Source organism: Acidobacteriota bacterium, from assembly GCA_016184105.1.
GTDB lineage: Bacteria > Acidobacteriota > Vicinamibacteria > Vicinamibacterales > 2-12-FULL-66-21 > JACPDI01.
Window position 1 is genome coordinate 14,733 of the sequence record JACPDI010000020.1, and the last position, 25,674, is coordinate 40,406.

Annotated in this window: 23 protein-coding genes; 13 read left to right on the plus strand and 10 right to left on the minus strand. The window is 66.9% G+C overall.

The features are described from left to right. Positions 1-62 precede the first annotated feature (62 nt). The 4 genes from HYU53_07455 to HYU53_07470 all read left to right on the plus strand — a co-directional run bounded on the left by HYU53_07455 (position 63) and on the right by HYU53_07470 (position 3,956). Complete coding sequence (locus HYU53_07455) at positions 63-995, plus strand: GNAT family N-acetyltransferase (GenBank protein ID MBI2221030.1); 933 nt, start codon at positions 63-65, stop codon at positions 993-995. Positions 996-1,136: 141 nt separating this feature from the next. Then, a complete protein-coding gene (locus HYU53_07460; protein ID MBI2221031.1) occupies positions 1,137-2,054 on the plus strand; it encodes a P-loop NTPase in 918 nt (305 codons plus the stop codon). Positions 2,055-2,353: 299 nt separating this feature from the next. Beyond that, positions 2,354-2,518: a PCP reductase family protein gene (locus tag HYU53_07465; GenBank protein MBI2221032.1), complete on the plus strand. Its 165-nt coding sequence runs from the start codon at positions 2,354-2,356 to the stop codon at positions 2,516-2,518. 16 nt (positions 2,519-2,534) lie between these two features. After that, positions 2,535-3,956 (plus strand): radical SAM protein, encoded by a 1,422-nt coding sequence (locus HYU53_07470; GenBank protein ID MBI2221033.1) that lies wholly within the window; start codon positions 2,535-2,537, stop codon positions 3,954-3,956. Between the two features lie 85 nt (positions 3,957-4,041). On the opposite strand, the gene HYU53_07475 is transcribed toward HYU53_07470, so the two are convergent. The 10 genes from HYU53_07475 to nrfD form a co-directional block, all read right to left on the minus strand. After that, positions 4,042-4,851 (minus strand): hypothetical protein, encoded by an 810-nt coding sequence (locus HYU53_07475; protein ID MBI2221034.1) that lies wholly within the window; start codon positions 4,849-4,851, stop codon positions 4,042-4,044. Next, positions 4,848-5,018 (minus strand): hypothetical protein, encoded by a 171-nt coding sequence (locus HYU53_07480; GenBank protein ID MBI2221035.1) that lies wholly within the window; start codon positions 5,016-5,018, stop codon positions 4,848-4,850. Before HYU53_07480 ends, HYU53_07475 begins: the two co-directional genes overlap by 4 nt. Before the next feature lie 221 nt (positions 5,019-5,239). After that, entirely contained in the window at positions 5,240-5,440 is a 201-nt protein-coding gene (locus HYU53_07485; protein ID MBI2221036.1) for a hypothetical protein, read from the minus strand. Next, on the minus strand, positions 5,437-5,766 hold the full coding sequence (locus tag HYU53_07490) for a cytochrome C oxidase subunit IV family protein (protein MBI2221037.1): 330 nt from the start codon (positions 5,764-5,766) through the stop codon (positions 5,437-5,439). Before HYU53_07490 ends, HYU53_07485 begins: the two co-directional genes overlap by 4 nt. A gap of 9 nt (positions 5,767-5,775) precedes the next feature. After that, positions 5,776-6,366, minus strand: coding sequence for a cytochrome c oxidase subunit 3 (locus tag HYU53_07495; protein MBI2221038.1), 591 nt, complete (start codon positions 6,364-6,366; stop codon positions 5,776-5,778). Further along, positions 6,366-8,129, minus strand: coding sequence for a cbb3-type cytochrome c oxidase subunit I (locus HYU53_07500; GenBank protein MBI2221039.1), 1,764 nt, complete (start codon positions 8,127-8,129; stop codon positions 6,366-6,368). The genes HYU53_07495 and HYU53_07500 overlap by 1 nt, the downstream gene beginning before the upstream one ends. A gap of 19 nt (positions 8,130-8,148) precedes the next feature. Continuing rightward, on the minus strand, positions 8,149-8,811 hold the full coding sequence (locus tag HYU53_07505) for a carboxypeptidase regulatory-like domain-containing protein (GenBank protein MBI2221040.1): 663 nt from the start codon (positions 8,809-8,811) through the stop codon (positions 8,149-8,151). 195 nt (positions 8,812-9,006) lie between these two features. Beyond that, the gene (locus HYU53_07510) at positions 9,007-10,221 is read right to left on the minus strand and encodes a quinol:cytochrome C oxidoreductase (GenBank protein ID MBI2221041.1); all 1,215 of its coding nucleotides are present in this window, start codon (positions 10,219-10,221) and stop codon (positions 9,007-9,009) included. Between the two features lie 122 nt (positions 10,222-10,343). Then, positions 10,344-10,925 carry a DUF3341 domain-containing protein gene (locus tag HYU53_07515; protein MBI2221042.1) on the minus strand — a complete coding sequence of 194 codons (582 nt, stop codon included), beginning with the start codon at positions 10,923-10,925 and terminating at the stop codon, positions 10,344-10,346. Then, positions 10,925-12,640: a polysulfide reductase NrfD gene (gene nrfD / locus HYU53_07520; GenBank protein ID MBI2221043.1), complete on the minus strand. Its 1,716-nt coding sequence runs from the start codon at positions 12,638-12,640 to the stop codon at positions 10,925-10,927. Before nrfD ends, HYU53_07515 begins: the two co-directional genes overlap by 1 nt. A gap of 1,488 nt (positions 12,641-14,128) precedes the next feature. Here nrfD and HYU53_07525 point away from each other — a divergent pair. The 9 genes from HYU53_07525 to HYU53_07565 form a co-directional block, all read left to right on the plus strand. Then, positions 14,129-14,539, plus strand: coding sequence for a hypothetical protein (locus tag HYU53_07525; GenBank protein MBI2221044.1), 411 nt, complete (start codon positions 14,129-14,131; stop codon positions 14,537-14,539). Positions 14,540-14,650: 111 nt separating this feature from the next. Further along, positions 14,651-16,078, plus strand: a complete 1,428-nt coding sequence (locus tag HYU53_07530) for an aminopeptidase P family protein (protein ID MBI2221045.1) — start codon at positions 14,651-14,653, stop codon at positions 16,076-16,078. An 18-nt stretch (positions 16,079-16,096) separates the two neighbouring features. Beyond that, entirely contained in the window at positions 16,097-18,913 is a 2,817-nt protein-coding gene (locus tag HYU53_07535; protein MBI2221046.1) for a TonB-dependent receptor, read from the plus strand. 67 nt (positions 18,914-18,980) lie between these two features. After that, complete coding sequence (locus HYU53_07540) at positions 18,981-21,140, plus strand: amidohydrolase family protein (GenBank protein MBI2221047.1); 2,160 nt, start codon at positions 18,981-18,983, stop codon at positions 21,138-21,140. Between the two features lie 31 nt (positions 21,141-21,171). Next, positions 21,172-21,969 carry an amidohydrolase family protein gene (locus tag HYU53_07545; GenBank protein MBI2221048.1) on the plus strand — a complete coding sequence of 266 codons (798 nt, stop codon included), beginning with the start codon at positions 21,172-21,174 and terminating at the stop codon, positions 21,967-21,969. A gap of 4 nt (positions 21,970-21,973) precedes the next feature. Further along, complete coding sequence (locus tag HYU53_07550; GenBank protein ID MBI2221049.1) at positions 21,974-22,867, plus strand: dihydrodipicolinate synthase family protein; 894 nt, start codon at positions 21,974-21,976, stop codon at positions 22,865-22,867. Further along, positions 22,864-23,655, plus strand: a complete 792-nt coding sequence (locus HYU53_07555) for an SDR family oxidoreductase (protein MBI2221050.1) — start codon at positions 22,864-22,866, stop codon at positions 23,653-23,655. The genes HYU53_07550 and HYU53_07555 overlap by 4 nt, the downstream gene beginning before the upstream one ends. After that, positions 23,645-24,541, plus strand: a complete 897-nt coding sequence (locus HYU53_07560) for a glycyl-radical enzyme activating protein (protein ID MBI2221051.1) — start codon at positions 23,645-23,647, stop codon at positions 24,539-24,541. The genes HYU53_07555 and HYU53_07560 overlap by 11 nt, the downstream gene beginning before the upstream one ends. 1 nt (position 24,542) lies before the next feature. Then, positions 24,543-25,674 (plus strand): hypothetical protein (locus tag HYU53_07565; protein MBI2221052.1); only part of this gene is annotated, 1,132 nt, incomplete at its 3' end.

The following is a 25,674-nucleotide window of genomic DNA, read 5'->3' on the forward strand; positions in this document are numbered from 1 at the left end:
GACAGTCACACTTCTGCTCCGCCCTCCTGACAGCAGAAGTGTGACTGTCCCCCTTCCGAAGAATGCCCGCATACCGTTTCTGCCGCACGGACGACATCGCGCTTCTCGTCGACGCGCTCAATCGCTGCTGGTCTCCGTACTTTCCCGGCGAGCCAGCCGTGACGCCGGCTGCGTTCAAGCGGTCGATCCGCGACCTTCAGGTCTGGTGCAGCAGCTGCATGGTTGCCTTCTCGGGTTCCGACGCGATCGGCGTCCTGATCGGCGCCAAGCGGCCGTCCGGTACCCTCGTTCACACGATCGCCGTCCATCCGGATCATCGGCGACAGGGTCACGGCCGTCACCTGCTCGCCTCGCTCGGGTCGAAGCTCGCGATTCTCGGCCCTCCCCGGATCGCCGCCGAAGTCCCCGAGAGCCTCGCCCCTGCCTGCGGGCTGTTCAGCGCAAGCGGATACGTCCAGGAAGCGCTGCTGACGGACTTCGTCCTGCAGCGCGAAGAGAACGATGCGCGCGAGGCAGCGTCAGAGGATCACCGCGGCCGGTTCGTGATTCCTGTCACCGTTGACGATCTCGCCGCCAACGGTCTCCTCGGGGAGGATCATCCGCAGGTGTGCTGGGAGCGTTCGGTCGAGACCCTCACCGCGAGGAAGGACGACATCGCAGGATTGGCGGTGGCCTCCGACGAGCGAATCGAGGCGTACCTTCTTTATGTAGATTCGGGGGGCTTCGCCCCAGCGGCAGAGATTGTGTCGCTCCGCTCGTTCGTGGAGGACGGTGGAGCCCGTTTGAAGCAACTCCTGTCGCGACTGCGCGCGAAACGCACGGGAACCTTGCAATTCCCGAAGGTTCATCCGGCGGAGATCTCGAAGGAGTGCCTGGAGGCGCTGGGGTTCCGCGCGGCCGGTGCGCATCGACTCTATGCGGCGAGGGCGCGCGCCGACCTCGAACGCCCATTCGGCCGAGACGTCACCTTCCGTGGCCGATGCGGGACGGTGTAAGCTAAGCGGCCTCGGAATAGCGGGTTAGCCGCGGGCCCTTTAGCGAGCGCAGCGAGTGAGCCACGCGAGCGGAGCGGGGCAGTGGGTCCCCGCGAGCGAGCGTGTAGGGGGTCCGGCGGGGCGAAGCCCCCCGGTCCAACAATGAAGCACTACCACGACATCGCCGGCGACGGAGGATCCAGAATCCTCGAGCAGGTCGCCGAGCAGCGCGACCGCATCACCGACGGGCTCGCCGGGGTGCGCCATCTCGTCGCCGTCGGCTCGGGCAAGGGGGGAGTCGGCAAGAGCACCCTGACGCGGCACCTTGCGGGCGCCCTGCGCGCCCGTGGGCTTCGGATTGCGATCCTGGACGCGGACTTCAACGGCCCCTCGCAGGCGCGCATGGCAGGGATCCAGGGGGCCTTGTTCGTTCCCGGCAGCGACAAGGTCCCGCTCCCGCGGACCAGGGACGGGATCGCGGTCTTCTCGATGGGGTCGCTGATCCCGGAGTCGGAGGCGCTCGAGTTCGAGAGCGCGGCGCGCGGAGAGTCCCATACGTGGCGCGCCACGAAGGAGTTCGCGCTCCTCGGCGAGATCCTCGGTGCCTTCGAATGGGGCGCGCTCGATCTACTGCTTTTCGATCTGCCGCCCGGAGCCGAGCGGACCGTCCAGTACGCTGATTTTCTCGGGCCGCGGACCTCGTTCCTGCTCGTCACGATCCCCTCCGAGGTGGCGCGGGGCGTAGTCGCGCGCTCGGTGGCGGCGCTGTCGAAGAGACCCAATCGGCTCCTCGGGTACGTCGAGAACATGAGCGGCTACTACTGCCGCGACTGCGACGCCATCAAGCCGCTCTTTGCGCCATCCTCAGGCCGGGGGGCTTCGCCCCGCCGCCCCCCCCTGCGCGCTCTTGGCGCGCCCGAGCCCTCAGATCTCGGAATCCCGTGCCTGGGGACCGTTCCGTTCGATCCGGAGCTTGCGCGGCACTGCGACGAGGGAACGCCACCCGGGGCACTCGACGAAACGCCCGTGGGTCGGGCGCTGGACGAGATCGCGCAGCGCCTTCTGGAGTCTGTCCAATGAAATTCCTTTGCATCCCGTGCGACACGCCGATGACGCTCCAAACCGTCGGCCCGCCCGAGGGCGGCTCGCTCTCGGTCGTCTACTCGTGCCCCGAGTGCGGCTACGAGATGGCGATGCTGACCAATCCATTCGAGACACAGCTCGTCCAGTCGCTCGGCGTGCGGATCGGCCCCTCGACAATGCTCGGGGCGGGCCCCTCGACCGAAGAGCGCGAGCTCACGTCGGGCGCCAAATGCCCGTTCCCCGCGATGATGCCGGCGACCGGCACCGAGGCGCGACACGTCCGGACCGAAGAGCCGATCCCGATCCGGTGGACCTCCGCCGCCGAAGCGCGGCTCGCGAACATTCCCGCGTTCGTCCGCCCCATGGCGAAGATCGGCATCGAGAAATTCGCCCGGGAGAGGGGGGCAGAGGAAGTGGACGAGAAGATCCTCGACGCGGCGCGCGAGTTCTTCGGCATGTAATTCGATCGAGACGAACATGCCGCTTGTCAACGCCAGCGCGTTCCACCGGCCCTACGTCATCTCCTGGAACCTGACGTACCGCTGCAACCTCGCCTGCGAGCACTGCTACCTCGACGCCGGCGGCACGCTTCTCTCACCCCAACGCGCAACAGACGCGCGCCGGGGGCCCCGGCTGGTCGGCACGGAGAACTTCGCCGATCGGAGCGAGCTTGGCACCGAGGAGTGCTTCAAGGTGATCGACGAAATCGCCGCCTTCGCGCCCGAGTGCCTGACGATCCTGACGGGCGGCGAGCCGCTCCTGCGGCGCGACATCCTCGAGATCGTCCATCGCGCGGCGGAGCGTGAACTCTGGGTCGTTGTCGGCACCAACGGCGTGCGCATCACGGAGAACCTGGCGCGGCGCCTGGCGGAGGCCGGAGCACGCGGCCTGTCCCTTTCCCTCGATGCGCTCGACCCCGATCGTCACGACCGCTTCAGGAAGGTGCGTGGCGCCTGGCGAAACACGGTCGGGGGAGCGGAGATCCTCAACCGGACCGGGCTCCCCTTCATCGTGCAGACGACCGCGGGCTCGCACAATCTCGGCGAGCTCGAAGCGATCGCCGACTTCGCGCACGAACGCCTCGCGGCGAAGGTCTGGAACCTCTACTTCCTGGTGCCGACGGGACGCGGGCAGTTCGTGTCGGACATGACCCCGGCGCAGTACGACGAGGTTCTCGCCTCTCTCTACCGGATCCAGCGGAAGTACGACCGCCGGATGCTCGTGAACGCGAAGTGCGCTCCGCACTACATCAAGACCGTTCTGGAAAATGCCGAGACCGATCCGATCCCGGCGGCTGCTGAATCGTGGCCCGACTTGTCCCGCATCAGGATCTACTCCGGAGGGGCGGGCGGGTGCCCGGCCGGGACGCACTACATGGGAATCCGGCCGAACGGGGATGTCACCCCTTGCCCATATCTCCCGGTCTTCGCGGGCTCCCTGCGCAGCGCAAGTCTCGCGGACCTCTGGACCTCGTCGGGACTGTTCACCGGCATTCGGCGCCGCACCTCGCTCGGCGGGCGATGCGGGGAATGCGAGATGAACGCCCACTGCGGGGGCTGCCGCGCGCGGGCCTACGGGATGACCGGCGATCTGATGGCCGAAGATCCTCTCTGCACCCACACCCCCGGCAGGTTCGCCGGCTCGCCTCTTCTCGTCCTCCGCGACCCTGCCGCCGCCTCCGGGGCGCCCCCTGCCATCTATTACGGCGCCGAGTCGCCGGCAACGATCGCGTGGGACGATGCGGCCGCCGCGCGCATGAAGAGGATTCCCGCGTTCGTCCGGGGGATGGTCGTCCGGGCCGTCGAGGAGTCCTGCCGCAGGAACGGCCTCGACCGCGTCACCGTTGAAGAGCTCGAGCGGATCCGAGCGCGGATGCCCACCCCAAAACTTTTCGGCTAGGCGCGCGGCTTATCCATTCCGGCGGAGTCTCTCGAACGAGTGACGGCAGGCCTCAAAGGCTCGCGCCACAGGTCGAGCGGCGGCCCTACCGCCAGATGGCGTCCGCTTCGCCCTGCTCCTTGAGCTTCGCCCCTTCGGCCTCCATCCACTGCCGGAACTCTTCGGCGCTCTGGACGGTGACGAAGCCCCGCATCCGGTAATGGCCCAGACCGCAGAGCTGCGCGCAGGCGATCTCGTACTGGAACTCGGGATTCCCCGTTCGAGTCCGCATCTCTGCGGTCGTGACGTCGGGGACGAACCAGACGGGGATCGTGAAGCCGGGGATGGCGTCCTGCTTCACGCGAAACTCGGGCACGTTGAAGCTGTGGATGACGTCCTTGCTCCTGAGCTTCACGATGATCGGCTTGTTCGCGGGCAGATAGAGCTGATTGAGCGTCGTGATGTCGTCTCTCGCGGCAGGATCGGAGCGATCGAGTCCAAGGGGGTTCGACTGGAGGTCCATCAGCTTGATGTCCGCGCGGCCGAATACCCCGTCAGGGCCGGCATAGTGGACGTTCCAGGCGAACTGCTCGGCGGTGACCTGAACGACGAGCGCTTCGCTCTCCGGGGGAATGCGATCGACCCTCGCCGCCCAGATCGGAATCGAGAATCCGAACAGGAGAATCCCTTCGACGAGGGCCACGCCGATCTCGAGATAGTTCGATTTGTGCGACTTGACCCCCGTGTAGTTCGCCACCGGATGCCGCGATCGGCGGAAGCGGACCAGGGTGTAGGTGAAGAACCCTCCCCACCCGACGAACAGGATGAGCATGAACAGGTGCGTCCAGCCCATGAGGCCGTCGATTTGCCCGCCGTGAGCCGAGGCGAGCGCCGGGAGCCCGAGCCACTGAGTCATGATGTTCTCGACGCGTTCTGGAGCTCCGACCATTCGGAGTCGGGCTCGACTTCGGCGATGCGCTTCGCGCGCTTGCGGAGATAGAGGAAGAAGCCCACGAATCCGCCCTGCACCGCCAGCGTGAGGGCCAGCATCACGACGATACCGAGCTTCGTCCCGTCGATCATCGAGGTTTCCTCCGCCCCGAAGCACATCGGACAGGCGAGGACGCGCGAGCTGCCGCCGATCATCACGGCCGCCGCCGTCGTGCAGGCCCGTGTCGTTCTTGTCCGCGGGGCTTCGCCCCGCCGGCCCCCCCTACACGCTCGCTCGCGGGGCCCATTCGCCCCGCTCCGCTCGCGTGGCTCACTCGCTGCGCTCGTTCGCGTCTGACGCCGCGTTCCCGCTTTCATCTGAGCGTCCTCGTCTTGCGCAGGAACCACGAGTCGTAGACGACCAGGCCGAACGACACGGCGAACGCCGTGACGGCCGCGAGCAGGCTTGCGATCCCGTCCTCCCGCCCGTACAGGGCCAGGCACCAGACGCCGAACAGCACGGCGAGGGCCGCGGAGAGGAGGATCAGCAGCGCATGGAACCACCTGAGGTTCATTCGTGAATCCAGTAGCCGCTGCTGTGCGTGACGGCGGGAAGGGCCAGCAGCGCGGCGAAGAACACCGCGGTCAGCACGAGGACCGCGTAGATCAGCTTCTTCTCGGAGATCAGGTGCATGAAGTAGCACGCGACAAGCGATCCCTTGACGGTCGCGACGAGCAGCGCCACGGTCACGGCAATCGGCACGGGAAGGTGGAGGTATGAGACCGCCACCGTGATGATGGTCAGGGCCATGAGCGCGACGAAGACGGTGATGTAGACCCTGACGTGCCTGTCGATCTCCGCTGCGTGATCGCCCGCCATGGCTGCGTGGTCGCTCGTCATTGCCGCCGCCTACAGAAGATACAGAGTGGGGAAGAGAAAGATCCAGACCAGATCCACGAAATGCCAGAAGAGGCCCGAGTTCTCGACCCGGTTGGTGAGCCACACCGGATTCGTCTTCCAGAGCTTCGCGCCGGGGCCCCACAGATAGGCGTTCACCACCATCCCGCCGAACACGTGGAGCATGTGCAGGCCGGTCAGGGTGAAGTAGATGGCCAGGAAGTTGCTGGTGCCGGGATACAACCCGTCGTGGAACTTGTGGCTGTATTCGAAATACTTGACGACGAGGAAGACGAACCCGAGCAGGATCGTCGCCCCCATGTATATCCGATACGTTCCGAAGCGGGCGCGCATCAGCGACGCCCAGGCCATGACCATCGTGACGGAGGACGAAATCAGGACGATCGTGTTGAACGTGGCCAGCGGGACGTTCAGAATCGTGTCTCCCCGCGGCCAGCTCGGCGCCCCCGATCGGATCAGGATGTAGCTCGCGAAGAGGGCTCCGAACAGCATGACCTCCGACGCGAGGAACAGCCAGATGGCGATCTTGCCGTTCGTCAGACCCGTGTCGCGGCGAACCTCCACGGTGTAGGGGATCTCCATTACGCCTCGTGCTGCGGCGTGAAGTCCCTCGCCGCGCCGGGAACGCTGTACTCGTAGGGCTCCCGGTACGCCTCCGGGGCCACGCGGAAATTGCCGTGCGGGGGAGGCGAGGGAGCCGCCCACTCGATCGTCGTCGCCTGCCACGGGTTCTCCCCGGCCTGCGCCCCCTTCCGGATGCTCCAGAAGAAATTGAAGATGAAGGGAATCTGGAAGATCGCGAGGATCCACGCGCCCCAGGAGGAGACCACGTTCAGGTGGAGGACCGGCTGCGCGAAGGCGTAGGTGGCCCCACCGTCGAACAGGCGCCGCGAGACGCCGGCCAGCCCCATGAGGAACATCGGCATGAAGATGACGTTCATGCAGACGAGCGAGCCGAAGAAGTGGATCTTGCCGAGCGTCTCGTTCATCATCCGCCCGGTGGCCTTCGGAAACCAGTAGTAGATCCCCGCGAACAGGCCGAAGATCGTGCCCGGCGCGACGACGTAGTGGAAGTGGCCGATGACGTAGTTCGTGTCGTGCAGCGGGATGTCCGTGACGTTCAGCCCGAGCGGAAGCCCCGTCAGCCCTCCGATGCCGAACATCGGGAGGAAGCCCAGCGCGAAGAGCATGGGGGTGTTGAAGCGAATCGACCCGCCCCAGAGCGAGATGATCAGGGCCGTGAGGATCACGACCGACGGGATCGAGATGATCATCGTCGTCGTCTGGAAGAACGCCGCCATCGCGGTCCCCATGCCGGTCATGAACATGTGGTGCGCCCAGACGATGAACGACATGAAGCCGAGGAAGATGACCGAGTAGACCATCGCGCGGTAGCCCCACAGCGGCTTGCGCGTGTTGTTCGCGATGATCTCGGCCACGATGCCCATGGCGGGCAGGATCAGGACGTAGACCTCCGGGTGCGCCAGGAACCAGAACAGGTGCTGCCAGAGGAGCGGGTTGCCGCCCCCGGCCACGGTGAGGGCCTGGCCGCTGACCACGAGGCCGCTCGGCAGGAAGAAGCTCGTGCCGGCCACACGGTCCATCAGCTGCATGACCGCCGCGGCCTCGAGCGGCGGAAATGCCAGCAGAAGGAGGAACGACGTGACGAGCTGGGCCCACACGAAGAAGGGGAACCGCAGGAACGTGAGCCCCTTGGCGCGGAGCTGGATCGTGGTCGTGATGAAGTTGATCGCGCCAAGCAGCGACGAGGTGATCAGGAAGACCATCCCGATGAGCCACCACGTCTGGCCCGTGCCCGCCAGGTTGGCGAGGGGCGAGTAGGAGGTCCATCCGGATTGCGCGGCTCCCCCGGGGACGAGAAAGCTGGCCAGCATCGTCACGCCGCCGAGGAAGAAGAACCAGTAGCTCGCCATGTTCAGCCTCGGGAACGCCATGTCCGGGGCTCCAATCTGGAGCGGCAGGACGAAGTTCCCGAATCCTCCGACGGCGAGCGGCACCACCCCGAGGAACACCATGATGGTGCCGTGCATCGCCCCCAGCTCGTTGTAGAACTCGGGGAGCATCGTCCCGCCCGGCATGCGCGCATCGCCGAGGAGCCCGCCGAGCAGCGGCAGCGCGGCGCCCGGGTACGCGAGCTGCCAGCGCAGGAGCATCATCAGCGAGAAGCCAAAGAGGAGGAACAGCAGGCCGGTGACGGCGTACTGGATGCCGATCACCTTGTGATCGGTGGAGAAGACGTACTTGCGCCAGAAGCCGGGCTCCTCGTGATGGGCCTCGTGCGCAACGTGCGGCGTGGGTGCGGCGACGCCTGCCGGCTCACTCATGGGGCTTCTCTCCGGACCGCTACTTCGCGGCGGGCGTGGCGAATTTGAAGTTCTGGGTCTTCGTGTCGTTGGCGCCAACCGTGACCGAGGCCGTCTGCGTCCCCAGCTTCTCGTGCCAGGCGGTGATCTCATAGGTGCCCGGGTCGAGGCCGGAGATCGTAAACTTCCCGTCCGTGCGCGTCACCGAGAAGAACGGATGGGTGAAGACGCCGACGTACGCGCTCATCCAGGGGTGCACGTCGCACTTGATCAGGAAGAGCGCCTCCGGCTTGTCGAACGTGGCGCTCGCCTCCTTGACCGTCGGCGGCATCGCCCGGTTGAAGGCCTTGTTGATCCTGGGAAGCGCGTGGACGTTGTGGAGGATGCCGTCGGAGTTGAAGATCCTGTAGGCCTGGCCGACCATGATCCCCATCACGTGCGGCACGTACACACAGCCTTTCTGATCGAGAGTCACGGGAGTCTTGGGAGCGGGCCAGGTCTTCCCTGCCGGGAGCCCCTTCGAGACCCAGACCATGATGTTCCCCATCGTGTTGCCGCTGCCGAGCACCAGCATCTCGTTCGCCACGGGCCCCGAATGCTTCTTGGCGCACGCGGGGTCGGCGTCCATGGCGAGCGGCCTGAGGGTGGGGGCTTTGCCCGCGAAGGTGACGGTTCCGGCGATGGATGATGCGGCGAGAGCCACTCCAGGCCACACCGCCGCTGTTACCAGCCCAGCCGCCAGGCACACCCGTGCCGTCCTGCGCACACTCCTTGGGTTCGTCATCGGAAACCTCACTCCTCCGTCATCGTCCCGGGCGGCTGCATTCCGCCCATGCGGGAATTGGGCCGAGACTCTACACCCGACGCGGGGATCCGGGCAACCCGCCTTCGCGCGGCCTCAGGCGTTCTCGAACGCGATCGATTCGGCGAGCCTCGGGTCGCCGAGCGGTACGAGCGCCTGCCGGCGCATGAGCCAGCTCGCCGCCGCCACGAAGCACCCGCCGACGGCGGCAAACGCGGCCACGTCCAGCGCCGAGGGACGGACCCCTTCTGGATGGAGCGTCGGCATGACCTGCCAGTAGAGGTCCACGAAGTGCATGGCGAGGAGCCACATTCCTCCCACGGCCAGGGTCCATCCCCTCCGCTTGACGGCGCGCCCCATCAGGTAAAAGAACGGAGCCCCGAAGTGTCCCGCCATGAGGAGGACCGAGACCATCTTCCAGGACCCCTCGATCCGCGTCTTGTACCAAATCGTCTCCTCCGGGAGGTTGGCGTACCACATGAGGAAGAACTGCGAGAAGGCGATGTAGGCCCAGAACGCCGTGAACGCGAAGAGGAGCTTTCCGATATCGTGCAGGTGCTCGGGGCTGATGACCGTGTCGAGCAGCCCCGCCCGGCGCATCGCCGCCGCCACGACCGAGAGCAGCGCGATGAACCCGACGAAGGAGCCCGCGAAGAAATAGACGCCAAAGATGGTCGAGTACCAGTGCGGCGTGAGCGACATGATCCAGTCAATCGAGGCGAAGGTCTGGGTCAGCGCGAGGACGATGATGGCGGGGCCGGCGAGGCGGCGCAGGCGGGCGGAGACCGCAGGATCCCCCGTCGCGTCCTGGCCGCGCGAGAGCCGGTAGTAGAGCAGGGCGATGAAGGACCAGCATCCGAAGTAGAGGGCTGCCCGGATCAGGAAGAACGGCACGTTGAGGAACGGCGCCTTCCAGCGAAGCAGCGCATCGTGCTCGGCTGCGCCGGGGGCGCTCCACGAGTAGAGATCGCGCAGGCCGAGGAGCAACGGGAGGAAGAGGGCCGCCATCACGGGGAGCGTCGCGAAGATCGTCTCCCCGATCCGTCGCAGCACGATCCCCCATCCTCCCTGGGCCGCGTACTGGATCAACACGAAGAACAGCGCGCCGAGCGCCAGGCTCAGGAAGAACAGGAACGACACGAGCCACGAGAAGAAGAACTGCTTCGGATTTGCCGCCCCCAGCATCGCGCAGGCCCCCACGCCGAGCAGGGCGCAGACCGCGCCGATCGCCGGAAGTCGGTTCCACGAGTGCCCCGGGGGGATCGTGGCCTGTTCGGGCCTGAGCGCCACGTGGTCGCGTTCGGAGGTCATCGTCCAACCGAGGGGCTTCGCCCCTCGGGCTCCCCTACACGCTCATTCGCTCGCCGCGTCGCCGGCTCGCTCCATTCGCGTGGCTCACTCGCGTGCGCTCGTTCGCGCGTCGGATTGGTCATTCAGGACTCCAGGAGCTCGACGCTTCGTGCGCCCAGCGACTCCAGCAGTTTCCGCGTAGCCGCCGGATCGAACCGGGGATCCCACGATTCGATCGAGATGAAGAAGGCGTCGTCGGTGACGCGCTCGAAGACCTTGGATCGGAAGAGCGGATGGTGGTGCATGGGGAGCCGGTTCAGGCCGAGCATGCCGAGGACGGCGCCGAGCGCGGCGAAGAGGATTCCCACCTCGAACGCGATCGGAACGAAGGCGGGCCAGGCGAAGTACGGTTTGCCGCTGATGACAAGCGGGTAGGCGGCGGCGTGGACCCACCACTGCAGGATGAAGCCGAGCGCGGCCCCCGTCAGTCCCGTGCCGAGCACGATCCAGGGAAGCGGGGAGCGCCGGAGCCCCATCGCTCCCTCGATGCCGTGGACGGGGAACGGCGTGTGCGCGTCCCAGCGCGTGAAGCCCGCGTCACGCACCCGCTCGCACGCGTGATAGAGGTCCGCCGGCGTCCCGAACTCGGCGAGGATGCCGAAGTACGGCCCCTTGGGGAGCTGGTTGACCAGCAGCCTTGGCCTGAGCGAGCGAAGCGAGGGCATCAGGCGGCTCCCTCGGGAGTGGGCTCGTGCGCGCCGTGGGCCGGAAGCTGAGCACGGTGGTCCCTGATCTCGCGCTCGGGGCCGCGCTGCCAATGCGGATCGGCCTGCGGCAGGACGGTCTTGACCTCGGCGGTTGCCACCATCGGAAGAAAGCGCACGAACAGGCAGAACAGCGTAAAGAACAGCCCGAAGCTCCCGACCAGGCACGCCACGTCCCAGATCGTGGGAGTGAAGTAGCCCCAGGCCGACGGGAGGAAGTCACGGTGCAGGGACGTCACGATGATCACGAACCGCTCGAACCACATGCCGATGTTGATGACGATCGACAGCGCGAACAGGACCGGGATGCTCGTGCGCGCCCGCCTGGACCAGAAGATCTGAGGGCTGATCACGTTGCAGGCGACCATGATCCAGTAGGCCCAGGCGTACGGTCCGAGCGCGCGGTTCATGAACGTGAAGAACTCGTACGGGTTGCCGCTGTACCAGGAGGTGAAGAACTCCGTGGCGTAGGCGTAGCCGACCATCGACCCGGTCACGAGCATGATCTTCGCCATGTAGTCGAAGTGCCGAAGGGTGATGATGTGCTCGAGACCGAACGCCTTGCGGCAGATCACCATGAGCGTCAGCACCATGGCGAACCCGGAGAAGATCGCGCCCGCGACGAAGTAGGGCGGGAAGATCGTCGTATGCCACCCGGGGAGGAGGGAGACCGCGAAATCCATCGAGACGACCGAATGAACCGAGAGGACGAGCGGCGTCGCGAGGGCTGCGAGGACGAGATAGGCGGATTCGTAATGGTGCCATGGCCGCACGGAGCCCCGCCATCCCAGGGCGAAGAAGCCGTAGGCGAGCTTGCGCGCGCGGCTTTTCGCCCGATCGCGCGGCGTCGCCAGGTCCGGGATCAAGCCGACGTACCAGAACAGGACCGAGACGGTTCCGTACACGCTGACCGCAAACACGTCCCAGAGAAGCGGGCTCCTGAAGTTGGGCCACATGCCCATCTGGTTCGGCACCGGGAACATCCAGTAGGCGACCCAGACGCGTCCCACGTGGATCCCCGGGAACGTCATGGCGCAGATGACCGCGAAGATGGTCATCGCCTCGGCCGCGCGGTTGATCGACGTGCGCCATTTCTGCCGGAAGAGGAAGAGGATCGCCGAGATGAGCGTCCCGGCGTGCCCGATGCCGACCCAGAACACGAAGTTCGTGATGTCCCACGCCCAGCCGACGGGAACGTTGAGTCCCCAGATGCCGATCCCCTCCCAGAAGAGCCACGAGACGGCGACGCCCAGAAGGCCGAGGAGCGCGAGCGAAGGGAGGAAGAAGAGCCACCACCCGATCGGTGCCGGCCGCTCGACCGGCGCCGCGACGACCTCGGTGATGGAATGGAAATCGGGCGAGCGCAGGATGAGCGTGGGACGGCCCGCGACGGGGTTGTCGAGCAGTTCTGCTTCGGTCTGGGCCACGCCTGTCCCCCGACTGCCAGCGTGAAAAACGGCTGGCTGAATTATCGCGCATCCGCCTCCGCGCGTGACGCGCGTCAGGCGCGCACAGGCGCGACCGTGAGACCGATCTGCCCGAGCAGCGGCTCGAGGTCGTCGCCCGACGCGGGCATGCAGGCGAGGATCCTCGCCGCGTTCTGCCGGATCCACGGATCCGCCCCCGGAAGCGCGCGCACCGTCGCACCGGCCGGGGTGAAGGCGTCGAGGAGCCATTGCCACGCCTCGTGCGTCCCTGTCCCGAACTCCTGGAGAAGGGAAGGCGCTCCCCCCTCGTGCTCGATCCGCGAGATGCGCGCCGCCAGCTCGCACGCTTCGACCAGCCCCGAGTTCATGCTGTGCACGCCGACCGGAGCCGCCTGGTGCGCGGCGTCGCCGGCGAGCCAGACGCGTCCATGGCCGAAGCTCCGCGTCAGGCGCCGCTCGAACAGGCCGAGGGTCGACCAGTAAATCCGGGTCGGTCGCGCCGTGCACCAGGGAGCCCTCTCGGCGATCAGCCGCTCGAGCCGCTCCATCGATGTCGCGTGTTCCGAAGCGTCACCTATCTGGAATCCCCAGCGGCATCGGCCCTCCTCGAGGGGCCAGTACACGCTCGTCAGGCCCGGATCGAGGATGACGCGCACTTCCGCGGGAAGCTCCCCCGCGGCCTCGATCTCGTAGACGGAGAAGATCTCGGCCGCGCCATGCTCCTCCATCTCGATGCCGGACATCCGCCGCACGGCCGAGTCGTACCCGTCGGCGCCGATCACGTAGGCCGGCCGGATCGTCTCGCTTCCTACGACGACCCACTCGCTTCGCGCGACGGGGTAGCCGGTCGCGACCTGGTCGAGCTTCGCCACCTCCGCCCGAACGCCGCCGCCGTCCGCGGCGAGGGATTGGAGCCGGTGTCCCCAGAGGACCTTGAGCTTCTTCTTGCGGAGCGCCTCCTCGGCGGCCCTCTCCAGCAGGCTTTGGCGGACGAGGAGGAGATAGGGATGTTTGGAAGCGAGAGCTGAATAGTCGATCTCGGCGTGCCGCTCGCGTCCCTCGTAGTAGGCGACGGTCGTCAGCTTCCGCCCCGCGCCGATCAGCCCTTCGGAGAGTCCGGCCTCGTCCAGAATCCGGAGCGTGCGCGGATGGATCGCAAGGGCGTAGCTGTGCTGGGTCGTCCGCTGGTGCATGTCGACGATCGCCACGCGGACCCCGCCCTGCTGGAGGAACAGGGCGGCGGCGAGACCGACCGGGCCGGCGCCGACGATGAGGACCTCAGGATCGGGCGTCATCAATCCGTGCAACGCGGCCGCCCCACCAGATCGACGAACTCCTGCGGGCAGTCCGAGTCGAACGCGACCACGAAGTCCTGGTCCCGCTCGGGTCGAGGTCGACGGAGGGGCCGCGTCGGGGCGGCGCACCGGTGCCCTCTGGGAGGGTGCTCCATGCTCATATGGGTCGCGGCCAGCGGCTGAAGGTCGCGCGAACACCGTGCCTGGACGCGGTCGCACTCGACCTCGCCAGCCACAAGAAGGGGCAACGTATGATCCTGCCCATCAGTTGTCAAGGTGTAGTGGTCACTGACGAGAGCGATAGGATTGCGAAGGCGGGCGCCGGCGGCCGGCGCGTGCGTGCGGCCACGGAACGCTGAGAATTCGCTGGAATCGCGGGGCGGCGAGTGGCACACTGCCGAAACGCTGCGTCGGAGCCTTGGACATCCGGGAGGCCCGCCCCATGAACTTCGCCCTGGTCGACCTCGTCGTCGTCACCGCCGCGGTTGTGTGCGCAGGCGTTGGTTTCACCGTGTGGAGGTTCAGGGCACGCACGCCGCACGATGATGCCACGACGACGCTGTTGATGCGCTTCTTCAACGGCAAGGCGTGCGCGATCTGCAAGCAGCCGATTCCCCCGGTGCACCGGATGGGATCGAAGCCCGGCCTCCTGAATCCCAAGACACACGAAACCCATTCGTGGGAAGAGATTCCGGATGTCGATCTGTCGAAGGCCCTCGAGACCGAGCTGCCCGTGTGCTTCGCGTGCGAGGTCGCCGAATCGTTCCGGCAGCGCTTCCCGAATCTCGTCGTCGACGGCGACCGATCGCTTCAGGACGCGCAGCCGCAGGACCGGCTCCGTACCAGTTCGTGAACGACGGCGTTCTGCAGTCTTTCAATCGCCCGCGGGATTCGCCCTGCCCCTTTATCGCCCAATAAAAAGAATCCATTGGACGGCGGACTCCCGACGCCCTATCGTCCGCGAATGCATCAAACCCGTCGGGACCTGCTGCAGCAGGGTGCGTGTGCCTTGCTGGGCGCCGGACTGATCTCCCGTATCGACACCGTCGCGGCGATGCAGCCCTCGCCGCCGGCGGCCACAAATGCCTCGCCGACGCTCAAGGACTTCCTCGACCGCCAGGCGACGCGACAGAGCGAAGCCCTCTTCGTCAAGCCAACCCCCGGCGAGGAAGGCCCGCCGGCGCCGGCCGCGTACGACCGGCTGCCGCTCGAGTGGAACAAGAAAACCGTGCAGCGGTTCAAGAGCGCGCTCGCCGAGCGCGGCATCGACGCGTTCCTGGTGCGCAACCCGCTGAACATCATGTACCTCACCGGGTACATGCACACGGTGACCGAGCGGCCGCAGGCCGTCTTCATGAACAAGGGGCAGGCCGACCCCTGGTTCTTCTACCCGTCGCTCGACCGCGACCTGGTCACCACGTGGTGGTTCGGCGGCGGCCTGAAATACTTCGACGTCCAGGACAACGGCTCGTTCCCGGAAGAGGGGAGCGTCAAGAAGGGAGAGAAAGTCGACCTCTTCACGTTGATGCTCAACGCGCTGAAGAAGCACGGCATCCAGGGAACGAAGATCGCCCTCGACGGAGAGCTGTATCCGTCGGAAGCCGCGAAGGTCCGCGAGGTCCTGCCGGGAATCGAGTTCGTGGACGTCAACGACGTCCTGCTCGGGATGCGCATGGTCAAGACGCCGGAGGAGCTGGCGCTCTGGCGGCGCGCCTATACGTACTTCGACCGCGCGCACGCCTTCGCGCGTGACTACATCCTGACCCACGGCACGGACGTCACCGACTACGAGGTCGGCACGGCAGCCACGCTGTGGATCAACGACGTGCTCTACCGCGACATCGATCTTGCGAACGGCGCCGGCCCGCTCACCGCCTACCCGCACCCGAACCAGCCGCGCTTCAACCGCATCGGCCGCAACATGGCGATGCAGGTCTCCGGCGTCGGCCGCATCGGCGGCTGCGGCGGCGAGAACTACCGCATGTACATCATCGCAGACGCCGCGGGGCGGTTCGATCCCCACATGCAGAAGCTGTGGGACGTCAGCCAGCGGTGCTGCGACATGCAGGTCGAGCTGTCGAAGGAAGGAACCACCTGCGCCGACGTGGCGTACCCGATCCACAAGTACCAGGTGGAGCAGGGAGTCCAGAAATACGTCTATCACCGGCCCGGTCACGGCGAAGGCACCGAAGGCCACCAGCCGCCCTACATCGCGCTCGGCGATCACACGGTGCTGAAGGCCGGGATGTGCTTCTCGGAAGAACCGGGGCTCTTCGATCCGGAACACGGATGCGGCTTCAACTGGAGTGACACGGTTGTCGTCGGGCGGAACAGCGGCTATCGCATGAGTCGCGTGCCGTACACCAGGGAGTGGTGCTTCATCTCGCTTTAGAAAGCGGAGGAATTTGATATGAAAGCCTGGCGCAGGGTCTCCGGACTCGCATTATTCATCGTCTTGGCGGCCGCTGCCGGTGTGCGCGCGCAGGTGCAGACCGGATCGATCACGGGGACCGCGACTGACGCGAGCGGCGGCGTGCTGCCGGGCGTCAGCGTATCCCTGTCAGGTGAAAAGCTGATTGGCGGAACCCAGACGGAGGTCACCGACGCGAGCGGCACGTACCGTTTCAGCCGGCTACCCCCCGGCGACTACCGCCTCAAGTTCGAGCTGGAGGGGTTCAAGGCGGTCGAGCGGGCCGACATCCGCGTCAGCGCGTCGTTTGTGGCGACGGTCAACGCCAAGCTCGAAGTCGGACAGCTGAACGAGACGATCACGATCACCGGTGAGTCGCCGACGGTCGACACCCGGTCGAACGTGCAGCAGGTCGTCATGAACCAGGAGATCCTCGAGGGGGTGCCGACGGGTCGCGACCCATGGTCGCTCGCGAAGATCATCCCGGGCGTGCAGATCTCCACCTACGACGTCGGCGGCACGCAGTCGATGCAGGCCAGCCAGCTTTCGGCGCACGGCTCGAGCACGAACGACGTCAGCTACAACATCGACGGCAACACGGTGAACTGGCCGGGCAGCGGCGGCGGCGCGACGATGCTGTACTACGACCAGGGGATGTTCGAGGAAGTGAACTACCAGACCTCGGCAATCCCGGCGGAAGTCATGGCCGGCGGCGTCTCGATCAACATGGTCACGAAGGAGGCGGGGAACGCCTGGCGCGGCAGTGCGCGGTTCTCGTACGCCAACGAGGACCTCCAGGCCGACAACTCCGATGACGCGTACCTGCGGCGCTTCAACTTCATCGGCAATCCCACCAAGCGGCTCTACGACTTCAACATCGGCGGCGGCGGGGCGATTGTCGATCGGGTCTGGGTCACCGGCACGATGCGACGCTGGGTGGTCGACCGCATGACCAGCGCGAAGAACCCTGACGGCAGCCGCGCGATCGACGACAACACGATGACCAACTACTACGCCAAGGCGGTGTGGCAGGCGACGAAGACGCAGAAGCTGTCCGCCTCCTACAGCCGGAACAACAAGGTCCGCGGCCACCGCCGCGACACGCCGCCCGACTTCGTGCCGGACATCGCCGCGCTGCTGCAGCGCAACCCCGCGAACACGACGCAGGTGAAGTACACGGGCATTCGCAGCAAGGCGGTCGTGGAGTCGTCTTTGAGTGCGATGATCGGCGAAACGCTGTATCACTACCAGCCGGGAACGCCCGAGAACGCGATCCGCGTGATCGACCCGGTGCTGTCGACGGCGGACGTCGCCGCGGCCCGCCGCGAGGAACTGCCCAATTCGCGGATCCAGTTCGACAACAGCCTCTCCTACGGGGTCAATGGCCTGGGGGGCGAGCACCTCTTCAAGGTGGGCGTGCAGTTCGCGCGCCTGCACATGAACGACCAGTTCTGGGTGAACGGCGACATGTACCTCGTCTACAACAACCGGCGGCCCACCGCGATCCAGATCTGGAACACGCCGACGCATCACGTCAGCATCGAGAAGCTGTTCGGCGTGTTCGCCCAGGACGCGTGGACGATCGCGCGCCGGCTCACGCTCAACATCGGCGCGCGCTTCGACATGAACCGCGGGATCATTCCCGAGCAGTCCAGCGGCGCCGGAACGTGGGTGCCCGAGCGGTCGCTGCCCGAATCGGAACCGATCGATCAGAAGCTCGGCGTCTGGCGGGTGGGGGCATCGTACGATCCCACCGGTGGCGGCAAGACGGCCGTGAAGGCCAGCTACAGCCGGTACGGCCTGCAGGTGGGCCTCGACCGCGTGCAGAACGTCCATCCCTTCCAGTTCACGTCCGCCAGCTGCCCGTGGTCGGATCTCAATGGCGACGGGGGGGCGCAGGCCAACGAGATCGGCAAGTGCTCCGGGTTCCCCGGCCTGACGGTTCGGTATGCGCGTCCCGACGGACCGAAATGGCCCTACTCCGACGAGGTCACGCTCGGCGTCGAACAGCAGGTTGCGAGAGATCTTCGCGTCGGCCTGATGTACTACTACCGCACGAACCAGGATCAGATCGGCCTGCGGAACGAGGCGGTGCCGACGAGCGCCTACACGCCGGTCACCGTCAACGTTCCCGGGGACCCCACGGGGCCCGGCGGCACCGCGACGTTCTACAATCTCAACCCGGCGTTCTTCGGCCGGCAGGACAACGTCCTCGACAACAACCCGTACCTCGATACGACCTACAAGGGGTTCGAACTGACGGTCAACAAGCGGTTCTCGCACCGGTGGCAGATGCTCGCGGGTCTCACGGTGGGCGAGAACACCGGCGGGCTGAACACCGCGGCCGGCACCGGCCAGTCGGCGACGGCGGACCTGAACGATCCGAACAACACGCTCTACACCGATGGGATCGTCGGCAACGACTCGAAGGTGGCGTTCCGCCTGGCGGGCAGCTACCGCGCGCCGTGGGACATCTCGATCAGCGGCAGCCTGATTTCAAACGGCGGGTATCCGTACGTGTCGACGTACTCGGTCAACCGAAACATCTTCCCCGGGCTGACGCGCTCGTCGCAGGCGGTGGCGCTCAGCTCGCGCGGCGACGAGCGGCTGCCCACCGTGACGATGTTCGATGTGCGGCTGTCGAGACCGATTCGTCTGGGCGTGAGCCGGCAGATCGTCCCGCAGTTCGACATCTACAACATCGGCAACGCGTCGTCGATCGTCCGCTACAACGCGTCGGTCGGCGGCGCGTATCTCGCGCCCGCCGAGATCGTCGCGCCGCGGATCATCCGGCTCGGATTCACGATTGACTTCTAAGAGGAGACGTTCATTGAAGCGATCGATTGCACACTCCGCGTTTGCCTGCGCCGTCGCCGTCGCCGTCGTGGCGGCGGCGGCGCTGTCCGCGCAGGGGGCCGCGAGCGGCGCCCGCGCCGCGGCGCCCAAGGCCGTTCACGCCAAGCAGGTGAAACGGCTGCTCATCGCCAACGCGATGGTGATCTACGGCAATGCCAAACCGCCGTTCGGTCCGGTGGACATCCTGAGCGAGGACGGCCTCATCGCGCGGATTGGCGATTCGAAGTCGGGCAACTGGCCGGCCGCCGACATGGTCATCGATGCGACGGGCAAGTACGTGATGCCCGGCATGATCAACACGCACATGCACTGGCACGAGGACCGCGTGCCCGGCATCCCGATGCCGATCCAGTACGAGCGCAATCTCTACCTGGCGTCCGGCGTGACGACCACACGTGAAGTCGGCAACTCGTCGGCCGACGGCATCCGCAAGGAGGCGCTGAGCAGCCTGGAAAAGGCGAAGCGCTGGCAGGCGGAAAGCAACGCGCACACGATCGTCGCGCCCCGGATGATCGAATACCCGTTCGTGGTCGTGGAGGGCGCCACGCCAGACGCTCTGCGCGCCCAGGTGCGCGAGCTGAAGAAACAGGGGGCCGACGGCCTGAAGCTGGCGGGCCTCGATCGCGACCAGCTGGCGGCCGTGCTGGACGAGGCGCGCAAGCAGGGACTTCGGACCACGGCGCACATCGCCGTTGAGGAGACGACCGCCCGCGACTACGTGGACCTGGGCGTGGACTGCATCGAGCACTTCTACGGTGTGGGCGACGCGGCGCTCGACGGCATCCAGGACTTCCCGCCGGAGCACAACTCCTACAACGAAATCCATCGCTTCGGCCGTGCGGGCGAGCTGTACATCCAGAACAACTTCAACCCGGCTAAGCTCTCGGCGGTGCTCGACGACATGGTGAAGAAGGGGATCGCATGGAGCCCGACGCTCTCCACCTACGAGGCGTCGCGCGATCTGATCAAGGCGCAGAACCTGCCCTGGTACAAGGACTACCTGCACCCGTCGCTCGAGGCGTACTACGAGCCGAGCATGGCGCGCCACGGCACGTTCTGGATCGGCTGGAGCGAGGCGAACGAAACCAAGTGGCGCAAGAACTACCAGGTCTGGATGGACGCGCTCTACGAGTTCGGCCGGAAAGGCGGAATCATCACGACGGGTGACGATGCCGGGTACCTGTATGGATCGCTGTACGGATTCGGCGTCGTGCGGGAGCTGGAGCTGCAGCATGAAGCGGGCTTCCACCCGCTCGAGGTGTTGAAGCATGCCACAGTGAACGGCGCGAAGGTCCTGGGACTGGAGGATCGGCTCGGGCGCGTGCGGCTCGGGTACGTCGCCGACCTGCTCGTGGTCAACGGCAACCCGCTCGAGAACCTGCGCCTCCTAGTGGACGATCAAGGACGGCATCCCGTACCACGTGCCGACCCTGATGAAGGAAGTCAAGGACATGGTGGCGACCGCGCGCGCCGCGCGCAGCCGGTCGACCACGTCGCAGCCGTAGAACCTGAGGACTCACATGACACGCATACTCGCGCGCGCAGCAATCGTCGGCCTGCTCATGGGCCTGACCTCCGTCGTCGCATCGACGCAGGCGCCCGCCGGCGCGCCTGCCAAGGCAGTCCACGCGAAGAAAGTGAAGCGACTGCTGATTACCAACGCCATGGTGATCTACGGGAACGCCAAGCCCCCCTTCGGTCCCGCGGACATCCTGACCGAAGACGGCCTCATCGCGCGGATTGGCAATTCGAAGTCCGGGAACTGGCCCGCCGCGGACATGGTCATCGACGCCACCGACAAGTACGTGATGCCCGGCCTGATCAACACCCACATGCACTGGCACGAGGAGCGCGTCGGGCCGTTGCCGATCCAGTACGAACGGAACCTGTACCTCGCTTCCGGAACGACGACGGCCCGGGAAGTAGGAGGGAATCCCACCAAGACCCGGCAGTGGCGCACGGAGGCGGCGGCGCACACGATCATCTCGCCCCGGATCCTGGATTACTCGCGCCCCGACCTGGGGCCGCAGCGCACGCCCGAGCAGATCCGCGCGGGCGTCCGCAAGGCGAAGGAGACGGGAGCCGACGGCCTGAAGATCGGCGGCCTCGATCGCGATCAGCTGGCGGCGCTCATCGACGAAGCCAAGAAGGTTGGACTCCGGACGACCACGCACATCGCGGTCGATGAGACGACGGCGCGCGACTACGTGGACCTGGGCGTGGACTGCATCGAGCACTTCTACGGTGTGGGCGACGCGGCGCTCGACGGCATCCAGGACTTCCCGCCGGAGCACAACTCGAACAACGAGATCCATCGCTTCGGCCGCGCGGGCGAGCTGTACATCCAGAACAACTACAACCCGGCGAAGATGTCGGCGCTGCTCGACGACATGGTCAAGAAGGGGGTGGCGTGGAGCCCGACGCTGTCCACCTACGAGGCGTCGCGCGATCTGATCAAGGCGCAGAACCTGCCCTGGTACAAGGATTACCTGCATCCGTCGCTCGAGGACTACTACGTGCCGAGCATGACCCGCCACGGCACGTTCTGGATCGGCTGGACCGAGGCGAACGAAACCAAGTGGCGCAAGAACTACCAGGTCTGGATGGACGCGCTCTACGAGTTCGGGCGAAAGGGCGGGATCATCACCACGGGTGACGACGCCGGGTACCTGTATGGATCGCTGTACGGATTCGGCATGACGCGCGAGCTGGAGCTGCAGCACGAGGCGGGCTTCCACCCCCTCGAAGTGATCAAGCACGCCACGGTCAACGGCGCGAAGGTCATCGGAATGGAGGATCGGCTCGGGCGCGTGCGGCTCGGGTACATCGCCGACCTGCTCGTGGTCAACGGCAACCCGCTCGAGAACCTGCGCCTCCTGAACCCGGCCGGCACCGACCTGATGTCGTACAACGGCCGCATCGTCAACAACTACTCGGGGTTCGTGAAGCCGGGGGATCCCAACGCCATGACGACCGCGCGCGCTGCGCGCACGCGGCGCTCGACCACATCCCAGTAGCCCGATGACCATCGGCGGCGTCTACTCCGTCGTCCCGACGCCTTTCGACGAGGCAGGGGAGATCGACCACGCGAGCCTGAAGCGCGTCGTCGATCTCTTCCTGTCCGCCGGCGTGGACGGCGTGACCGCGCTCGGTGTCACCAGCGAGGTGGCGCGTCTCAACGAGGTCGAACGCGATCGCGTGCTGGAGGCGATCCTGGCGCAGGTCAACGGCCGGGTGCCGGTCGTCGCCGGAACCACGGCGGAGGGGCTGCGGCTCTGCATCGAGTACACGCGGCGCGCGAAGAGCGCGGGCGCGACGGCGGTGATGATCTCGCCGCCGCGCATGCTGAAGATCAACTCCGACGCCGTCACGCGGCACTTTGCCGAGGTGGCGGCGGCGGTGGACGTTCCGATCGTCGTACAGGACTACCCGCCGATTTCCGGGTACGCCATGGAGCCGGCGCTGCTGGCGCGCATCGCGCGCGAGGTCGCGGCCGCCAGGACGATCAAGCTCGAAGACCCGCCGACGCCGTTCAAGACGGCGCGGATCCTCGAGGCGTCGGCCGGCGTCGACGTCCGGATTCTAGGCGGGCTTGGTGGCGTGTTCCTGATCGAGGAGCTGCTGGCGGGCGCGGCGGGCGCGATGACCGGCTTCAGTTACCCGGAGATCCTCGTGAAGGTCGTCGCGCTGTTCCGGTCGGGCCGCGTCGACGAGGCTGCCGACGCGTTCTATCGCGCCGTGCCGCTCATGCGCTTCGAGTTCCAGGAGGGCATCGGCATGGCCATTCGCAAGGAAGTGCTGCGGAGGCGCGGCGCCATCCGCCACGCGGGGATCCGCGCGCCCGGCGGGACGCTCGATCGCGGAACGCGCGAGGCGCTCGATCGCGTGCTGGCCTGGGTGAAGTTGCCCGCATGATTCCCGGGCTGAGCGGAAAAGTGGCGATGGTGGGGGGCGGCAGCCGCGGCCTTGGATACGCCGTGGCGCACGCGCTGGCGCGCGAGGGGGCGCACGTGTCGCTCGCCGCACGCAACGCCGACGCGCTTGCCGGCGCGGCTTCCCGCCTCGTGCAGGAAACCGGCGCGGAGGTGGTCGCCGTGCCCGCCGACCTCAGCGCGGCTGACGGCATCGAGCGGTGGTACAACGCGACCACCGAGCGCTTCGGCGGCGTGGACCTGCTGCTGTCCAACACGGGCGGCCCGCCGGCCGGTCCCGCGCTTGCGTTCGACGACGCGGCGTGGAACGCGGCGTTCGCGCAGCTCGTTCTGAGCGTCATCCGGCTCGTGCGCCTGGTGGTGCCGGCGATGGAGCAACGCGGCGGCGGCAGCATCCTGATGGCGACTTCGTCGGCGGTGAAGGAGCCGATCGCGAATCTGGCGCTGTCGAACGTGCTGCGCGCGCCGGTGAGCGCGCTGGCCAAGACGCTGGCGCTCGAACTGGCGCCGATGAACATTCGCGTGAACCAGATCATTCCGGGACGGATCGACACCGATCGGGTGAGGCAGCTCGACGAGGTGAACGGCCGCCGGAACGGGCTCACGGCCGACGAGCAGCGAAGCCGGTCGATGGGGACCATCCCCATGGGACGTTACGGGACGCCGGAGGAATTCGGGATGGTCGCGGCCTTCCTGCTGTCGGACGCCTCGTCGTACATGACGGGCGCGTCGGTGCTGGTGGACGGAGGGCTGACCCGGAGTGTCATGTGAGCCTCGCGAGCCGCCGGCCGGCCGCATCTTCAACATTCAACGTTTCGCCATTCACGACGGACCCGGGATCCGGACGACGGTCTTTCTGAAGGGATGCCCGGCACGGTGTGTGTGGTGTCACAACCCCGAGAGCCTGTCGCCGTGGCCGGAGTTGCTGTACCTGCGCGAGCGTTGTCTCTCGTGCGGCACCTGCATCCGCACGTGCCCGAACGGAGCCGACGCGCGGCTCTGCACCGCGTGCGGTGCCTGCGCTCAGGCCTGTCCGACGGGCGCGCGCCAGTTGGCCGGCCGTCGCATGGCGGTCGCCGAGGTCCTGCGCGAGGTGCAGCTCGATCGCGTGTTCTTCGAGGATTCCGGCGGCGGCCTGACCGTGTCCGGTGGCGAGCCGCTCTCGCAGGCCCGCTTCGTTCACGCACTGTTGCGGGGCGCCCGGGAGGCGGGAATGTCCACGGCGGTTGACACGTGCGGCGCCGGATCGCGCCAGGCGCTGCTCGCCATCGCGCCGCTGGTGGACGTGTTTCTCTACGACCTGAAGATCGCCGACGACCGGCGGCACGCCGAGTACACGGGCCTGCCGCTCAAGCCGATTCTCGCCAACCTGGAGGCGCTCGGGGGCGAGCATCGGAATATCTGGTTGAGGATTCCGATCGTGCCGGGGTTCACCGATGACGAGCGCTGCCTCGAGACGGCGGCCGGCATCGCCGCCGCCAACCCTGGCGTGCGCCGCGTGCACCTGCTGCCGTATCACCGGACCGGCAGCGCCAAGTTCGAGCGTCTCGGGCGACCGTATGCCCTCGCGTCGGTGACGCCGCCGGATCCCTCGCGCATGCGCGACCTGGCGACGATCTTCGAGCGGAAGGGCCTCGATACGATCATCGGAGGATGAGATGACGTCCCGTACTGAAACGTTGCGTTGCCGAAGCCTGGAGGCGAAGCCAACGATTTCCTCCGAGCGCGCCGTCCTGATGACCGGGTTCTCTCGCGGGCACGAAGGGCGGTATTCGCCGCCCGTCATGCGCGGCCTGGCCCTGCGCCACCTCGTCGAGCACCAGACGATTTTCATCGGCGAGGGGGAACTCATCGTCGGCGAGCGCGGACCGGCGCCCAAGGTGGTGCCCACGTTCCCCGAGCTGACGTGTCACAGTCTCGAGGATCTGCGGATCCTCAACTCGCGGCCGAAGACCTGGTACGTGGTGCCGGACGAGGTGCTCGCCGACTACGAGCGGATTGTGATCCCCTACTGGCACGGGCGATCGCTCCGCGACCGCATGTTCGAGGCGCTGGCGCCCGAGTGGCACACCGCGTACGAGGCCGGCATCTTCACCGAGTTCATGGAACAGCGCGCGCCGGGCCACACGGTGCTGGACGACAAGATCTACAGCCGCGGCCTGCTCGACTTCATCGCCGACATCGATCGCGTGGCGGCGTCGATCGACGGCCTGCGCGACCCCGAGGCGTGGGAAAAGCGCGAGGCGCTCGCCGGGATGCGCCTCGCGGCCGCCGCGGTCATCCGGTTCGCCGAGCGGCACGCCGACCGCGCGCTGGCACTGGTCGAACAGGAGCGAAGCCCGTCGCGACGGAGCGAGCTGGAACAGATTGCCGCCGTGTGCCGGCACGTGCCTGCGCACGCGCCGCGCACGTTCTGGGAAGCGCTGCAGGCCTACTGGTTCTGCCACCTGGGCGTGATCACGGAGTTGAATGGATGGGACGCCTTCAACCCCGGGCACCTGGATCAGCACCTGCTCCGGTTCTACGAACAGGGCCTGGCCGATGGCACGCTCACGGCCGACTCGGCGCGCGAGCTGGTCGAGCACGCCGTCAACGTGCCGCTGGGCGACCCGGCCGCGGTGGCCGCCCTGCGTCCCTTCGTGGTCCTGGCCGACCGCCTGGGCCGCTTCAGCGTCCAGCTCGACCCCGGCCGCCTGGAGCGCGTGGACGTGATGGTGGCCGGGGCCCTGGCCGGCAGCGACCCCGAGCTCCTGGCCCGGGCCGTGCTGGCCGGCCTGCTGGGCCCGGTGA

What these genes read in the sequence shown, in the direction of transcription:
- HYU53_07530 (MBI2221045.1), top strand. Translation starts at nt 14,651, where the DNA reads ATGCATCAAACCCGTCGGGACCTGCTGCAGCAGGGTGCGTGTGCCTTG.
- HYU53_07525 (MBI2221044.1), top strand. Translation starts at nt 14,129, where the DNA reads ATGAACTTCGCCCTGGTCGACCTCGTCGTCGTCACCGCCGCGGTTGTG.
- HYU53_07470 (MBI2221033.1), top strand. Translation starts at nt 2,535, where the DNA reads ATGCCGCTTGTCAACGCCAGCGCGTTCCACCGGCCCTACGTCATCTCC.
- HYU53_07535 (MBI2221046.1), top strand. Translation starts at nt 16,097, where the DNA reads ATGAAAGCCTGGCGCAGGGTCTCCGGACTCGCATTATTCATCGTCTTG.
- HYU53_07510 (MBI2221041.1), bottom strand. Translation starts at nt 10,221, where the DNA reads ATGACCTCCGAACGCGACCACGTGGCGCTCAGGCCCGAACAGGCCACG.
- HYU53_07515 (MBI2221042.1), bottom strand. Translation starts at nt 10,925, where the DNA reads ATGCCCTCGCTTCGCTCGCTCAGGCCAAGGCTGCTGGTCAACCAGCTC.
- HYU53_07475 (MBI2221034.1), bottom strand. Translation starts at nt 4,851, where the DNA reads ATGACTCAGTGGCTCGGGCTCCCGGCGCTCGCCTCGGCTCACGGCGGG.
- HYU53_07485 (MBI2221036.1), bottom strand. Translation starts at nt 5,440, where the DNA reads ATGAACCTCAGGTGGTTCCATGCGCTGCTGATCCTCCTCTCCGCGGCC.
- HYU53_07500 (MBI2221039.1), bottom strand. Translation starts at nt 8,129, where the DNA reads ATGAGTGAGCCGGCAGGCGTCGCCGCACCCACGCCGCACGTTGCGCAC.
- HYU53_07550 (MBI2221049.1), top strand. Translation starts at nt 21,974, where the DNA reads ATGACCATCGGCGGCGTCTACTCCGTCGTCCCGACGCCTTTCGACGAG.
- HYU53_07555 (MBI2221050.1), top strand. Translation starts at nt 22,864, where the DNA reads ATGATTCCCGGGCTGAGCGGAAAAGTGGCGATGGTGGGGGGCGGCAGC.
- HYU53_07490 (MBI2221037.1), bottom strand. Translation starts at nt 5,766, where the DNA reads ATGACGAGCGACCACGCAGCCATGGCGGGCGATCACGCAGCGGAGATC.
- nrfD (MBI2221043.1), bottom strand. Translation starts at nt 12,640, where the DNA reads ATGGCTCCTCGACGCCTTCACCCCGGCCGGTGCGACGGTGCGCGCGCT.
- HYU53_07480 (MBI2221035.1), bottom strand. Translation starts at nt 5,018, where the DNA reads ATGATCGACGGGACGAAGCTCGGTATCGTCGTGATGCTGGCCCTCACG.
- HYU53_07495 (MBI2221038.1), bottom strand. Translation starts at nt 6,366, where the DNA reads ATGGAGATCCCCTACACCGTGGAGGTTCGCCGCGACACGGGTCTGACG.
- HYU53_07460 (MBI2221031.1), top strand. Translation starts at nt 1,137, where the DNA reads ATGAAGCACTACCACGACATCGCCGGCGACGGAGGATCCAGAATCCTC.
- HYU53_07455 (MBI2221030.1), top strand. Translation starts at nt 63, where the DNA reads ATGCCCGCATACCGTTTCTGCCGCACGGACGACATCGCGCTTCTCGTC.